This is a genomic window from Yoonia vestfoldensis (genome assembly GCF_002158905.1).
Lineage (GTDB): Bacteria > Pseudomonadota > Alphaproteobacteria > Rhodobacterales > Rhodobacteraceae > Yoonia > Yoonia vestfoldensis_B.
In genome coordinates this window covers 2191867-2206377 of the sequence record NZ_CP021431.1, presented here as the reverse complement: position 1 = coordinate 2206377, position 14511 = coordinate 2191867, and the positions used below count along the sequence as shown (strand labels likewise).

Genomic DNA, 14511 nt, shown 5'->3' with positions numbered 1-14511 from the left:
TGACCCATGTGACGGTGATCGGCGCTGCGGGCGACAAATTGAAACTTGCCTTGGCCGGTTTTGCGCGCCACCCATGGCGTCATGTCTATTCGCAGCGCCTTGATTCTGTCCCGCCGTCCGGCCACCGCCTTTGTTGTGGTGGGTGTTTTCTGGGGCTGTTTTGCCGCCCATGTGCCCGTGATCAAGGCGCAGCTGGGGGCGTCGGATGCGCTGTTCGGCACTTTGCTTTTGGGCTCGGCGACGGGGCTTGTATCCGCGATGTGGCTGGCACCGCGCTTGGACCGCTGGCTGGGCGCGCGGTCGATGCAGGCGGCCATCGCGGCGCTGGCCTTTGCCTGGCTGTTGCCGTCGCAGATCACGCATCCGCTGGTCTTTGCGGCCTCGATGGCGCTGGTCGGGCTGGCCTCGGGGCTTTTGGATGTGGTGATGAATGCGCGGGTCAGCGAGTTGGAAGCCAAGCATCAGCGCCCGTTGATGAATGCCAATCACGCGATGTTTTCGGTGGCCTATGCCTGTGCCGCGCTGATCGTCGGTGTCACCCGCGAGGCGGGATTGCCGCCTGCGCCGGTCTTTGCGGGCTTTGCGGTCTTCGCGCTGTGCCTGATCCCTTTCGTGCGGATGGATGTCACCTATGTCGCGGCCGAGGAAGGCTATCAGGGCCGTTACCCGCTCTGGCCGATCCTGTTATGCGGCGGGATCGTGCTGATCGCCTTCATGTCCGAAGCCACGGTCGAGGCCTGGTCGGCGCTGCATGTCGAACGCACGCTGGCTGGCGGTGCCGCCGAAGGCGCGCTGGGCCCGGCGATGCTGGGGCTGACGATGGCCTTTGGCCGGTTTTCAGGGCAAGCCGTCGCCGAACGGCTGCGCGAGGTCAAGGTGGTCTTTGGCGCCTCGATCCTGTCGGCCAGCGGTGCGGTGATTGCCGCGCTCGCGCCGACGCCGGTGATTGCCTATCTGGGCTTTGGCATTCTGGGCTTGGGGGTCTCGGTGATCGGGCCGATGGGGCTGGCGCTGGTGGGCAAGCTGGTGCCGCCGCATCTGCGCACCGAGGCGATCAGCCGCGCCGCCGTGATCGGCTTTTCGGGGTTCTTTTTCGCGCCCACGCTGATGGGGTTGATGTCACAGGCCTTTGGGCTGCGCATCGCCTTTCTGGTGGTGGCGCTGTTGTTGCTGGCGACCTTGCCGCTGGCCTTGCTGGTGGCGCGGCAAAAGGCGCATGGGGCCGCAGGCGTCACCGCCCCCAGCTAGGGGCGATGCGCGTGATCTGTGCAGAATGCGCCAGCCCGCGGGCGGCGCGATCGGTCAGCGGGGCTGGTGCCTTAGGAATCCGCGGCCAGCAGCAAGGCTGCCAGTACGCCAACCACGATAAAGGCGGGATTGACGGATGGCTGTGCCGGGGCAGGTTCGGTCACGACGACCGGGGCGGTCACGACTTCGGGGGCCAGGCCGCCGGCGGTTGCTGCTGTGCTAAAGCCTGCAATGGCCGTGGCGGTGGTAAGAATGGTCAGAATGCGCATGGATCGTTTCTCCTTCAGGTCGTGTGGTTGACGGGGGCGGTCTGCACCGGCCCGACGCGCGCGCAAGCGGTTGGTGCTTGGCGATAAGGGGTCAACCCGGCTGGAGCCGAAAAGGTCCAAATAAAATCAAAAAATCGCGAGATGACGCCAGCGCAGCTGTCGCAAAACAAAAAAGGCCACGCCAGAGCGATCTGGCGTGGCCCGATTGGACTTGGTAAAGTCCGAAAGGCTTAGTCGGAAGCAGCAGCGATCAGCAGCGCAGCGAGAACGCCGACAACCACGAAAGCAGGGCTGACGGACGAACCGGCAGGCGCAGCGTCGACAACAGCGACGGGTGCTTCCATGACTTCTGGGGACAGGCCACCAGCGAAAGCGGTTGTGGAGAGGGCGGCAACAGCAGCGGCTGTGGCAAGAACATTGGTCATACGCATCTGAATTATCCTAATTTCTGGTTTGCGATCTGACGACCGGCACCGACATATCGGCACCAGCGATCCCGCTCACCCATAATAGAGAACGCAGTCCGGTCAATCATCTCATTGTAAAACCTGCTCAGAAAAGCGCAGAGCGATGCAAAATCCCCACGGTCTGTGAACAGGCTATTGCCAGCTGCCTTCGAAATCCTTGGGGATCAGCAGGATATCGCGGTCGACCCTGCGGATATCGCGCCGCCCGCAAAGCGCCATGGTGGTATCCAATTCCTTGTGGATCACCTCTAGCGCCTTGGTGACGCCCGCTTCGCCCATAGCGCCCAGCCCGTTGACATAGGCGCGCCCGATATAGGTGCCCTTTGCGCCAAGGGCGAGCGCCTTGAGCACATCCTGACCCGATCTGATGCCGCTGTCGAAATGCACTTCGACCTTGTCGCCCACGGCATCCAGAATTGCGGGCAGCGCGCGGATCGAGGATAGCGCCCCGTCCAGCTGCCGGCCGCCGTGGTTGGACACGATGATCGCATCCGCGCCCAGCGCGGCGGCCTTTCTGGCGTCATCGGCATCCAGAATGCCCTTGAGGATCACCGGACCGCCCCACATTTTCATCAGCTGCGCGACGCGGTCCCAATCCAGCGCATGGTCAAAGGCCTCGGCGGTCCAGGATGACAGCGAAGAGGGGTCCGACACGCCCTTGGCATGGCCCACGATATTGCCAAAGAACCGGCGCTTGGTTTGCAGCATCTCGATCCCCCAGCCCCATTTGGTGGCAAGATCGGCCATGCTGGCCGCGGTGAATTTCGGCGGCGCGGACAGGCCGTTTTTCAGGTCCTTATGGCGCTGGCCAAGGATTTGCAGGTCCAGCGTGATGACGATGGCCGAACAGCCCGCTGCACGGGCGCGGTCGAACAGGCGCTGCATGAAATCGTCGTCTTTGAGGGTATAGACCTGAAACCAGAATGGTTTGGTGGTGTTTTCGGCGACATCCTCGATGGAACAGATCGACATCGTGGACAGGGTAAAGGGCACGCCGAATTTCTCGGCCGCCTTTGCGGCCTTGATCTCGCCATCGGCCGATTGCATCCCGGTCAGCCCCACCGGGGCCAGCGCGACCGGCATCGCCACATCCTGCCCGATCATCTGGCTTTGCGTGGTGCGGTTGGTCATATCCACCGCGATTCGCTGGCGCAGGCGGATCAGGTCAAAATCGGATGTATTTTCGCGAAAAGTCTGTTCGGTCCATGACCCGCTTTCGGCGTAATCATAGAACATCTTGGGCGTGCGCCGTTTGTGCAGACGTTTCAGGTCGGCGATCGTGGTGATGATTGGCATGGCGTTTCCCCCGAATTGGTCATTTGACATTACCGATCCGGGGCGGTCTTGCAATGGCTCAGGCGCTATGGGTGCCTGTGGCCAATGCCGCGACGAAAGCCAGCACATCTGCCACGCTGTCACCGCGCGCAATGCGGTCCACGATGGCGGACCCGACAACGGCCCCATCGGCGACTTCGGCCACGGCGCGTGCCGCCTCGGGCGTCTTGATGCCGAAACCCACGATCACGGGCAGGTCGGTCGCGGCTTTGATCCGCGCGACTTCTGGTGCGACCTCGGTGGTCTGGACGGCGGCCGTGCCGGTGATCCCGGTCATCGAGACGTAATAGACAAAACCGGATGTGTTTTCCAAAACCTTGGGCAGGCGCTTGTCATCGGTGGTGGGGGTGGCCAGACGGATGAAATTGATCCCGGCCTTTTGCGCGGGGATGCACAGCTCGTCGTCTTCCTCGGGCGGCAGATCGACGATGATCAGCCCGTCAATGCCAGCAGCGACCGCATCCGCCAGAAACGCATCCACGCCGCGCGCATAGATCGGGTTATAATAGCCCATCATCACGATGGGGGTGGTATCATCTGTCTGCCGCAATGCGCGCGCATAATCGAGCGTCTTTTCCAGCGTCTGCCCCGCGGCCAAGGCGCGCTGACCTGCCAGCTGGATCGTATTGCCATCGGCCATCGGGTCGGTGAAAGGCATGCCCAATTCGATGATATCGACACCGGCGGCGGGCAGGCCTTTGACGATTTCCAGCCCTTTGGCGTAATCGGGATCGCCCGCCATCACATAAGCAACAAAGGCTTTGCGGCCCTCTGTGCGCAATTGCGCGAATTTTGCGTCGATTCTGCTCATATCCGTCCCCGTTTGCAATCGCCCCTTCCTGCGCGATAGGGCGCGGGAAATCAATGCCTGCTGGGCAAGGCTTGCGTCAGGCCCCAGCGCCCCCTAGAAGCGCGCAAGGATCAAAGGAGAGACGGGCATGGGTTTCAAAATGGGTATCGTCGGTCTGCCGAATGTCGGCAAATCGACCCTGTTCAACGCGTTGACGAAAACCGCCGCCGCACAGGCCGCGAATTTTCCCTTCTGCACCATCGAACCCAATGTGGGCGACGTGGCCGTGCCCGATGCGCGGCTGGACAAGCTGGCGGCGATTGCCGGATCGAAACAGATCATCCCGACCCGGATGACCTTTGTCGATATCGCGGGCCTTGTGAAAGGGGCCTCCAAGGGCGAGGGGCTGGGCAACCAGTTTCTGGCCAATATCCGCGAATGCGACGCCATCGCCCATGTGCTGCGCTGTTTCGAAGATGACGATATCACCCATGTCGAAGGCCGCGTCGATCCGGTCGAGGATGCCGCCACGATTGAAACCGAATTGATGCTGGCCGATCTGGAAAGCATCGAAAAGCGGCTGGCGAACCTGACCCGCAAGGTCAAGGGCGGCGACAAGGATGCCGTGCAACAGGTCCGCCTGCTGGAGGCCGCGCAAAAGGCGCTCGAAGACGGCAAGCCCGCGCGCAGCGTCGCCGTGGATGCCGAGGATGCCAAAGCCTGGCGGATGCTGCAGCTGCTGACCACCAAACCCGTGCTTTATGTCTGCAATGTCGAAGAAAACAGCGCCGGTTCCGGCAATAGCCAATCCGCGCGCGTGGCCGCAATGGCCGCCGCCGAGGGGAATTCATCCGTCGTGATCTCTGCCCGGATCGAGGAAGAGATCAGCCAGCTGGAGGCCGAAGAAGCCACCATGTTTCTTGACGAAATGGGGCTGGAGGAACCGGGGCTGGACCGGTTGATCCGCGCGGGTTACGCGCTTTTGCACCTGCAAACCTATTTCACCGTTGGCCCGAAAGAGGCCCGCGCCTGGACGATCAAGGCAGGCACATCCGCGCCACAAGCTGCCGGCGTGATCCACGGCGATTTTGAGCGTGGTTTCATCCGCGCGGAAACCATCGCCTATGATGATTTTGTCGGCTTAGGCGGCGAACAACCCGCCAAAGAGGCCGGCAAGATGCGCGCCGAAGGCAAGACCTATATTGTAAAGGACGGGGATGTGCTGCATTTCCTGTTTAATACCTAGACGATCAGTCACGGCGCAGGCTGGCGGCAATCTCGGTGGCAATTTCTGGGGCGAGCATGATTGCACCGTCTTGATGGGCCGCCAGGAAAGCCTTGCGCATCTGTTCGGGCAGGGCGTCCTTGTTCTTTTTGATCACGGTGACACCGAACATATCGCAAGCGGCCACCCAGAATGATCCGTTCAGCGGTTCCTGGATCAAAGTCTGGCGGATATGCGCCTGTGCGGCCTCGTGCCACGCATCTGACGGGTCGTGGCGTGCAAGCAGCGCATCGCGGTCGGCGGCCAGATGGGGATTGGTATAGACCGCATATCGCAATACAAACCCCAGATAAGCGCCATCCTTGGTTTTGATAAGCTCCAGAAACTGCGTTTTGGAAATCAAAGCCTGATGCGGAATGGCATTCCTGACAAGGTTTTTGGTAAAGCCGATTTCACCGGCTTTTATTGTCCGCTTTTTATTGCTGACCATCTTGTAAGCTTGCCAAAATCGCCAGAAATCCGAATGCTGCCAAAATCCGCGATGGATGAAATAGAAATATGACTGGATATTTTGCAAATCCACCGACAGATTATCCTGTGGATCAGTCCGGAGCTTGCTTTCCTGAACAAGACCGACAACCGCGGCGGGGTTGTTTTGCAGCCTTGCGATCAGGGCTTGATCCAGTTTCAGCCAGATACTGTCATTCATGATGATCACGGCCTCGGCATCAGGCATTATTTGGCGCAGGCTGAACAACGCATCCTGATAGCCGCCGAAATCATAGCCGAAATTCGGCCGTTGCATGATTTTCCATGTATGGGCCTGCAAGGCGCTGCGGTCCGCATCTGACAGCGGCGCATTCAGAACCACGAATGGGGCAAAACCACCGGCGACCAGATCACGACACAGCGCCAGACTGCTGGGGCACAGGCCCTGTGGCTGATAGATCAGATAGATTGCAACCTGTGTCCGCGCTGGACAGGCCCCGTCATGCATCTGCACACGATTGGCAAAGTTGGCCTGATGCTGACGACGACGGGCTGGTGCCAGCAGCAGATCAAGATATCCAACCAGCGTCTCGGGCAGCGTCGTCACTTGTCGCCGCAGCCGCCGCAATTCGCGCCGGACTTTCCAGCCTTCGATCTGCTTCATGGATGTTGCTCTTCCCGGCCGTACTATTGACTCTCGGGCCGTGGCAGCGATCTGAGCGCTGCTTCAGCCAGTGAAAAAAGTAACGCCGCAAGAAAAGACCATTTGCATCTCTTGGGGTGTGTTGGTACTGGATACTCGTCTTTAGGTTTAGTGGTGCTGTGTGACGATTACAATCAAGGCGGAAAACCGCCCGCAAAAGTTCAGGCAAAGCGTGATCTTTTGCACTGACAAAGCATATTTGCCTTTCGCTTCGCTGGCAATACACACCTTGCTGCGCAACAACCCATTGCGCGACTATGACATCTGCATCGCATCGCTTGACCTCCTCGATCTGCCCGCCGAGCTGCGCGCGCATGACATCAGGCTGTGCCAGATCGATGTCGGGGATGCCTTTGACGGGATGCCGGTCACGGAGCGGTTGTCGCTCGCAACCTATATGCGCCTTGCCCTGCCAGAGGCATTCGCCGCAGATTACGACCGTATCTTGTATATCGACAGCGATGTTTTCGTCGTCGGCACTGCGATTTCGGATGTCTTTTCGCTGGACCTTGGCGGGCGGGTGCTGGGTGCCTGTCTGGATACAACGAAATGGAAATACCCCCGCCGTCCGACCAAGGATCAGGCCGCGACTGGCATGAATGGCAGCTATTTTAACGCGGGCGTTTTGTTGATTGATTGCGCCGCCTTCCGCGCGCAAGATATCCGCTCCCGCTGCATCGCCGCCGCGCAGAAACACGCCGGATCAGTGCTCGAATTGGATCAGACCCTGCTCAACATGGTGCTGCAAGACTCGTGGGCGATGCTGCATCCTGCATGGAATTGGCAATGGGTCGTTGTGCGCCCCTTGTTTGAAGCCTATGTCGATACCCAGATTGTGCATTTTATCGGCGCGTCCAAGCCTTGGTCACCCAAAGGGGCAAAGGTGCCGGTCCGTTATCGAGAGATAACACGCCGCTTCTTGTTGCAACATTATCCCGATCTGGCACAAAATGTGGTGGCGCCCGTCGGCAGATTTGAAGGCTTGCGAACGGCGGCTACTTTTGTCCGTCACATGACAAAAACGAAACACTTCATTCGCGCCTATAATCGGCATGGCGGTGATATCATGCTGGTTTTGCCATCGCCCGATTTGCGTTAGCCTAGCCGCCGCCGCAAAAACCCATTGCGCGCCAGCCACCAGGCCCTGCGAAAATAATTCGCCGCCTTCAGCCGGTAATGCGGCAGCCGCCGGTACCAAGGAAATTTGCGCACCCGGTCGAACCCCGTGCCGGTGATCGTGCTGACGCCGCCATCATCGACATGCGATGAAAACGGCTCTAGCCCGAACTGGCGGAAATCATGGTGGAAAAACCGGTTCATCTCGTGGTCATGCGCGCGGGTCTGCGGCCAGAACCCGGCTGCCAGCCGCCCCGCCACATCGCGTTTGACCAGATAGGTGGCATTGCCGGTAAAGGGGCCGATATAGGCATTCAGCCGGTATCGCCCCAGATGCCCCTGACAAACCGGCCATTTCGCGCGGATGCAATTGAACCGCAGCGTATCCCAGGCCGCAGCCCCCGCCAGCGCGGCATCGAGGCTTTCCAGAAAATCATCGTGAAACACCACGTCATCTTCGAGGATCAGCGCGACAGGCTGCGGCGCCTGCGCCACCTGCTCCCAGACCGCAACATGGCTGGCATAACAGCCCATATGCCCGGCCGAGACCGCTTGCCCCATATTGCGCGCATAAGCAGCGGCATCGACACGCGGCATCAGCGTATCGGCCTGGGCTGTCCCGTCGATTGCGGCAAAGCGGGTATAGGCCAACCCCATCGCGTCCAGCTGCTGGTGCATCGCGGCCAGTCTGGCCCTGTCGCGGTCCAGATTGATCAGCCAGATGCCCAGATCGGCGCGGGTCAGTTCAGCCATCCAGATCAGACCATTTCAGCTGCGTGTTGCGGGGCAGGGGGCGCGTGGTTTTGCGGCCCAGCACCTTGTCGAAATCATAGCCCGCAATCTCGCCAGACCCCGGGCGGCGCGCCCAGATATCGGTCTCGGTGATGATATGGCCTGCGGGCAGGTCGCGGTCCGCCACCACCGAGGCGCGCGCGAAACGATAGACGTCTTCTTCGGCGGCTGTGCGCTCTTTGGGATTGCGCAGGGCGGTATGGATCTCGCGCGACCGGTCGATCAGATAGCGTAATTCGGCCGGGTCCATCGAATTGATGATATCGGGCCCTTTGCGATAGCGGCTGTCGGTGTAATGCCGTTCCAGGATCGAGGCCCCCAGCGCCACCGAAGCCAGCGCCATATCCGGCCCGATCGAATGGTCCGAAAACCCGATCACCGCGCGGGGAAAGGCGTTTTTCAGCTCGGTCACCCCTTGCAGCGACACGATCTCGGGCGGGGACGGATAAAGATTGGTGCATTCCAGCAGCGCATATTCAATGCCTGCATCATCCAGAATGGCGACGGATGCGCGGATGCTCTCGATGCTCTGCATGCCCGTCGACATGATGACAGGTTTGCCCATCCGCGCGATATGGCGGATCAGCGGCAGATTGTCAGCCTCGCCCGATCCGATCTTGAAGGCGGGCACGTCCAGCGTCGCCAGAAAATCCGCGGCCGCGCGTGAAAAAGGCGTCGAAATCCAGATCATGCCCAGACTTTCGGTATAGCGTTTCAGCTCGGCTTCCTCGTCCAGCGACAGCGCACAGGCTTCCATCACATCCCAGATCGAGACATCGGCATTGGGTGGAAAGATCTGCTTGGCTTCCTCGGTCATCTCATCGGCGATGATATGGGTCTGGTGCTTGACCATCTCGCAGCCGGACAGGGCGGCAAGGCGCACCATCTGCTTGGCAACGGCCAGATCGCCGCCGTGATTGATGCCGATTTCGGCGATCACAAGGGGCGGGTGCTCGGGTCCGATCTGGCGGCCTGCAATCTGCATGGATATCTCCGGTTCGTGTTTCTGCTGCCTTTTAGGCGGTTTCGGATGGCGGGGCAATTCATGCCTGGGATTGCATTGCGCGCGCACATGGTCCAAGTCACGGCCACCACAGCGACCAAGGGCCCGCATGTTTCGCAAATTGCAGCAGATGCTTGAACAAAAGGAACAGGCGTTCCGCATGTCTTTTGGCCATGATATCACCGATCCGGCAGAACGGCGGCGGTCGCAATGGCATCTTGACTGGCTCGATCACGGCATCCTGCGGCGGCGCTGGCATAATTTCGATCAGGTGGCGCCGGGGGTTTACCGGTCGAACCATCCCAATCACAGCCGGTTTGCCGCCTATGCACAGATGGGGATCAAGACCGTGCTAAACCTGCGCGGCGCGGCGCGCCAGCCGCATCACCTGTTCGAGATCGAAAGCTGCGACCAGCTCGGGCTGCAGCTGGTCAATGTGCAGATGGCCGCACGCCGCGCCCCGGGCCGGGATGAATTGCTGGCCCTGCTGGACGCTTTCGCGACGATGGAACGCCCGTTCCTGATGCATTGCAAATCCGGCGCCGACCGGACCGGGCTGGCCGCCGCGATCTATCTGATGGACCATGAAGGGGCCGATATCGCAACCGCGCGGCGGCAATTATCCTTTCGCTATGTGCATATCCGCCGGACCAGCACCGGCATCCTGGACCATTTTCTTGATGTCTATGCGGCGCGGGCTGCCGAGGCCCCGATCGGCATCGCGGATTGGATCAAGACCGAATATGACCGCGAGGCATTGACCCGCAGTTTCGCGGCAAAACAGGCCGCGCTCTGGCCCTGGCAGGGCTGGCGCTAATCGCGCGCTGCGGGGGTTTTCTGTCCCGCATATTTCTTTTTTCCAAAAATACTCGCGGGGTCAGGGGCGGCGCCCCTGTTGCGGCTGCGCCGCAGTCTCCGACGGGGATATTTAGGCTCGAAAGATGCACAGGCCCTTCACCCCCGCAGCCCCTGTGCGATCTGCCGGCCCATCAGGAATTCGATGATCTCCCAGTCGAACGGGCTATCCACATCCAGCCCGCGCTCGACCGGCAGGACCAGCGGGATGACACGGCCCTCGAACAGGCCTTTGGCGCGGCGCAGATAATCGGGGCGCAGCACATAGACCAATCCGACATGGTCATAGACCTGTGGCGCTTGCTGGCGCGCGACGACGCCGCCCGGCAGGGGTTTGGACACATGCAGCGCGCCGGTCGCGTCGGTTTCGAGGATGTTGAAATAGGGATTCTTGCGGCTTTCCACGCAGGACATGACCATATCGGGCTGGTCGCGCGCGAAGAGGTCCAGCCCCGCTTCGATATCCTGCGGCAGGCGCAGCGGCGAGGTGCAATCAAGGTCGACAAACAGGCTGGCCGGTCCGGTCTGGGTTTCCACCGCGGCCAGCGCATGTTGCCAGACATGCCATTTCGCCGCCGTATCGGTGGCCAGATGGGCAGGCCGCAGGCCAATATCAAGGCAGCCGCGCGCCAGGGCATGGGCGTGGATCTGGGGGCAATCGGTCGAGACCACGACGCGGTCGATCCGGTCGCAGGCGAAGAGCTGGTCCAGCGACCAGTCAATCAGCGGTTTGCCATGCAGCAGGCGGAAATTCTTGCCCGGGACACCTTTGCTGCCCGCGCGCGCGCCGATATGGCCGATGATCATGTCCGGATACCTGCAAAACGTTCCGCCCAAGCCGCGCGTTCCTCATCGGTGATCTTGCGGAACAGGTTGTCGGGCACGGTGAAGGCGTGGCCCGCAGGCAGGGCGGTCAGGGCTGCGCCCATATCGCCGGGCCAGGCATCATCATCGGTCTGCATCGCATGCAACAAGACCTTGCTGGCATCGGGGATAAACGGCGCGGACAGCACCGCATAGATGCGGATCAGGTTCAGCCCCAGGCGCACCTGCATGGCCGCTGTTTCGGGATCGGTCTTGATCGTGGTCCAGGGCGCATTGGCTTGCAGATATTCATTGCCCAAGACCCAGATCGCGCGCAGTTCTGCCGCAGCCTTGCGGACCTCGATCGCGTCCATATGGGCTTGATAGGCGCTCAACCGTTGGGTCAGGGCGGCGATCAGCGCCTCTTCCGCTGCACCGTGCTGCCCGCCCTCGGGGATGGTTTCGCCGAATTTGGACCGGCAGAATTTGGTGATCCGGCTGACGAAATTGCCCAAGACATCGGCCAGATCCTTGTTCACATCCTGCTGGAACGCGTCCCAAGTGAATTCGGCATCGGATGTTTCGGGCGCATGGGACAACAGCCACCAGCGCCAGTAATCGGATGGCAGAATTTCCAGCGCCTGATCCATGAACACGCCGCGCCCGCGCGAGGTGCTGAACTGGCCGCCGTCATAATTGAGATAATTGAAGGATTTGATGTAATCCACAAGCTTCCACGGTTCCTGCGTGCCCATGATGGTGGCGGGGAAGGACAGCGTGTGGAACGGCACGTTATCCTTGCCCATGAATTGGGTATAGCGGACATCATCGGCACCTTTGTCGGTGCGCCACCAGCGTTCCCAATCATGGCCTTTGCCCGCATCCTGCCATTCCTGCGCGCAGGCGATATATTCGATGGGGGCATCGAACCAGACATAGAAGACCTTGCCTTCCATGCCGGGCCAGTCCTGATCGCCTTTGCGCACGGGAATACCCCAGTCCAGATCGCGCGTGATGCCGCGATCCTGCAAACCGTCCCCGTCATTGAGCCATTTTTTCGCAATGGATGTCGTCAGGATTGGCCAGTCTTTCTTGCTGTCGATCCAAGCGGCCAAAGCGCCTTTCAATTCGGATTGCCGCAGATAAAGGTGCTTGGTTGTGCGCACTTCCAGATCGGTGGCCCCCGAAATGGTGGAACGGGGGTTGATCAGATCGGTCGGGTCCAGCTGTTTGGTGCAATTGTCGCATTGATCGCCGCGCGCGGAGTCAAAACCGCAATTTGGGCAGGTGCCTTCGATATAACGGTCAGGCAGAAAGCGGCCATCGGTGACGGAATAGACCTGATCTTCGGTCACTTCGCGGATCAGGCCCATTTCGGCCAGACGGCCAGCCATGGCCTGTGTCAGGCGGTGGTTCTGCGGGCTGGAAGACCGCCCGAAATGGTCAAAGGACAGACCGAAGCCATCAGCGATCCGCGCCTGCACGGCGTGCATTTCGGCGCAATATGCGGCCACAGGCTGACCCGCCTTTGCAGCGGCCAGTTCCGCCGGTGTGCCATGTTCGTCGGTGGCGCATAAAAACAGCACCTCATGGCCGCGCTGGCGCAGGTAGCGGGCGTAAAGATCGGCCGGCAATTGGCTGCCGACAAGATTGCCCAGATGCTTGATCCCATTGATATAGGGAATGGCGGAAGTGATCAGATGGCGGGCCATGCGACGTCCTTGCAAAGTTTCGCCCCTGTCTAACCATGTCGCGCAGCAGATGCCAGATGCGCAACATCTGTTGCACCGCAGCATCTTGGGGCTTACACATCATCCTAGTTACGATTTTCAACAAAAGGTCGCCACCGATGAAAACACTCGCCGCCATTGTTACTGCCCTGACCCTTGCCAATCCTTTGCATGCGCTTGACGGATATGGCGCGCTGAGCGGGGATTACGCGCTGCCGCATGAAGGCAGTTCCGATTTTCTGATCACCGTTCTTGGCGGTGTGGTCACAACCGGCGCGCCGTTTGCTTTTGGGGCCGAGGCTGAATTGGGGCTGGCGTTGGGGGCGAATGGTGATTTCAACACCCGCCGCCTGCGCGGTGTGGCACGGTATGATTTCGGCACTGTGACGGCATTTGGTGCCGCGGGTGTTGATCAATTCGTCTATGACAATGCCACTGACACCGGCGTCAGCCTTGGGCTTGGCGGCGAATTGGACCTGCAGGGCAGCATGGCGCTGCGCGGCGAATTCATCCGGTCGTTCATCCGCGACGGCGATACCGAGAATACCACGACCACCCGTCTGGGCCTGGTCTACCGCTTCTAAGCACGGATCAAGACATGCAAAAGATCGCGCTGGGCCGCAGTGACATCATGGTCACTGATTGGTGCCTTGGAACCATGACCTATGGCAACCAGACCGACCATGCCGATGCGCATGACCAGATCGATATGGCGCTGGATGCGGGGATCAATTTTCTGGATACGGCGGAAATGTATCCGGTCAACCCGATCCGCGCCGAAACCGTTGGCCTGTCCGAAACCATCGTCGGTGACTGGATCGCCAAGTCCGGCCGCCGGTCGGAACTGGTGATCGCGACCAAAGTGTCCGGCAATAACCCCGGCTGGGTGCGCGAGGGGCGCGGCTATGACGGCAGCGTCATCCGCACAGCGGTCGAGCAATCGCTGCGCCGGTTGCAGACCGATGTGATCGATCTTTACCAGATGCATTGGCCCGAACGCGGGTCCTATGCGTTCCGCCAAAACTGGGCCTATGATCCGTCCGGGCAGGACCGTCAGCAGACGATGGATCATATGCTTGATGTGCTGGAGGCGCTGGATGATTGCGTCAAGGCCGGCAAGATCCGCGCCATAGGCATGAGCAATGAAAGCGCCTGGGGCATGACCAAATGGATCGACCAGGCCACAGCCGCCGGTCTGCCGCGCATGGTTTCGGTGCAGAATGAATATTCGCTGCTGTTTCGGCTTTATGATACCGATATGGCCGAAATGGCGGTGAATGAGGATGTGACGCTTTTGTCCTATTCGCCTTTGGCCTGCGGTCTGCTGACGGGCAAGTATCAGCATGATGTGCCCGCAGGCAGCCGTTTGGCGATCAATGGCAATTTGGGCGGGCGGATGACACCGCGCAGCTTGCCTGTCACGCAGGTCTATCTGGATCTGGCGCGCGATCACGGCGTTGACCCTGTGCATATGGCGATGGCCTGGCAGGCGACGCGGCCTTTCCCTGTTTCGGCGATTTTCGGCGCGACCAATAAAGACCAGCTGGCGCATCTGCTTGCGGGGCGCGATCTTGTGCTGACAGATGAACTGACGCAGGCGATCGCGGCGGCGCATAAGGCGCATCCACTGCCGTTTTGACAGGCTGTTTATCCGGTCCCTGACGGGGCCGGATGCCTCTGGCAGG

Annotated in this window: 15 protein-coding genes; 6 read left to right on the top strand and 9 right to left on the bottom strand. The window is 60.5% G+C overall.

Going from position 1 to position 14511, the window contains the following annotated elements; all coding sequences use genetic code 11:
- The first annotated feature begins 81 nt into the window (after positions 1–81).
- Positions 82–1248, top strand: coding sequence for an MFS transporter (locus LOKVESSMR4R_RS10965; RefSeq protein ID WP_087213075.1), 1167 nt, complete (start codon positions 82–84; stop codon positions 1246–1248).
- A 71-nt stretch (positions 1249–1319) separates the two neighbouring features.
- Here LOKVESSMR4R_RS10965 and LOKVESSMR4R_RS10960 read toward each other — a convergent pair whose 3' ends face one another.
- From LOKVESSMR4R_RS10960 to trpA, 4 genes are all read right to left on the bottom strand, one after another.
- Entirely contained in the window at positions 1320–1517 is a 198-nt protein-coding gene (locus LOKVESSMR4R_RS10960) for a hypothetical protein (RefSeq protein ID WP_087213071.1), read from the bottom strand.
- Positions 1518–1747: 230 nt separating this feature from the next.
- Positions 1748–1948 (bottom strand): hypothetical protein, encoded by a 201-nt coding sequence (locus LOKVESSMR4R_RS10955; RefSeq protein WP_087208350.1) that lies wholly within the window; start codon positions 1946–1948, stop codon positions 1748–1750.
- A gap of 168 nt (positions 1949–2116) precedes the next feature.
- On the bottom strand, positions 2117–3280 hold the full coding sequence (locus tag LOKVESSMR4R_RS10950; protein ID WP_087213068.1) for an alpha-hydroxy acid oxidase: 1164 nt from the start codon (positions 3278–3280) through the stop codon (positions 2117–2119).
- Between the two features lie 58 nt (positions 3281–3338).
- Positions 3339–4130 (bottom strand): tryptophan synthase subunit alpha, encoded by a 792-nt coding sequence (trpA, locus tag LOKVESSMR4R_RS10945; RefSeq protein ID WP_087208348.1) that lies wholly within the window; start codon positions 4128–4130, stop codon positions 3339–3341.
- Between the two features lie 127 nt (positions 4131–4257).
- On the opposite strand from trpA, the gene ychF reads away from it, so the two are divergent.
- Positions 4258–5355: a redox-regulated ATPase YchF gene (gene ychF / locus LOKVESSMR4R_RS10940; protein WP_087208345.1), complete on the top strand. Its 1098-nt coding sequence runs from the start codon at positions 4258–4260 to the stop codon at positions 5353–5355.
- A gap of 4 nt (positions 5356–5359) precedes the next feature.
- On the opposite strand, the gene LOKVESSMR4R_RS10935 is transcribed toward ychF, so the two are convergent.
- Positions 5360–6487: a rhamnan synthesis F family protein gene (locus LOKVESSMR4R_RS10935; RefSeq protein WP_087208343.1), complete on the bottom strand. Its 1128-nt coding sequence runs from the start codon at positions 6485–6487 to the stop codon at positions 5360–5362.
- A 160-nt stretch (positions 6488–6647) separates the two neighbouring features.
- Here LOKVESSMR4R_RS10935 and LOKVESSMR4R_RS10930 point away from each other — a divergent pair, with 160 nt between their 5' ends.
- The gene (locus LOKVESSMR4R_RS10930; RefSeq protein ID WP_087208341.1) at positions 6648–7625 is read left to right on the top strand and encodes a glycosyltransferase family 8 protein; all 978 of its coding nucleotides are present in this window, start codon (positions 6648–6650) and stop codon (positions 7623–7625) included.
- Here LOKVESSMR4R_RS10930 and LOKVESSMR4R_RS10925 read toward each other — a convergent pair.
- Positions 7622–8395, bottom strand: a complete 774-nt coding sequence (locus LOKVESSMR4R_RS10925; protein WP_087208339.1) for a glycosyltransferase family 25 protein — start codon at positions 8393–8395, stop codon at positions 7622–7624. The genes LOKVESSMR4R_RS10930 and LOKVESSMR4R_RS10925 overlap by 4 nt on opposite strands.
- Positions 8388–9419, bottom strand: coding sequence for an N-acetylneuraminate synthase family protein (locus LOKVESSMR4R_RS10920; RefSeq protein WP_087208337.1), 1032 nt, complete (start codon positions 9417–9419; stop codon positions 8388–8390). Before LOKVESSMR4R_RS10920 ends, LOKVESSMR4R_RS10925 begins: the two co-directional genes overlap by 8 nt.
- A gap of 127 nt (positions 9420–9546) precedes the next feature.
- On the opposite strand from LOKVESSMR4R_RS10920, the gene LOKVESSMR4R_RS10915 reads away from it, so the two are divergent.
- A complete protein-coding gene (locus LOKVESSMR4R_RS10915) occupies positions 9547–10254 on the top strand; it encodes a tyrosine-protein phosphatase (protein WP_087208335.1) in 708 nt (235 codons plus the stop codon).
- A gap of 137 nt (positions 10255–10391) precedes the next feature.
- Here the strand turns inward: LOKVESSMR4R_RS10915 and LOKVESSMR4R_RS10910 are convergent, their stop codons facing one another.
- Positions 10392–11099 (bottom strand): cytidylyltransferase domain-containing protein, encoded by a 708-nt coding sequence (locus LOKVESSMR4R_RS10910; RefSeq protein WP_087208330.1) that lies wholly within the window; start codon positions 11097–11099, stop codon positions 10392–10394.
- Positions 11096–12808, bottom strand: coding sequence for a methionine--tRNA ligase (gene metG, locus LOKVESSMR4R_RS10905; protein WP_087208328.1), 1713 nt, complete (start codon positions 12806–12808; stop codon positions 11096–11098). Before metG ends, LOKVESSMR4R_RS10910 begins: the two co-directional genes overlap by 4 nt.
- Before the next feature lie 137 nt (positions 12809–12945).
- Between metG and LOKVESSMR4R_RS10900 the strand changes: the two genes are divergently transcribed.
- On the top strand, positions 12946–13410 hold the full coding sequence (locus LOKVESSMR4R_RS10900) for a hypothetical protein (RefSeq protein ID WP_087208326.1): 465 nt from the start codon (positions 12946–12948) through the stop codon (positions 13408–13410).
- A 14-nt stretch (positions 13411–13424) separates the two neighbouring features.
- Complete coding sequence (locus LOKVESSMR4R_RS10895) at positions 13425–14465, top strand: aldo/keto reductase (RefSeq protein WP_087208324.1); 1041 nt, start codon at positions 13425–13427, stop codon at positions 14463–14465.
- The last annotated feature ends 46 nt before the right edge of the window (positions 14466–14511 follow it).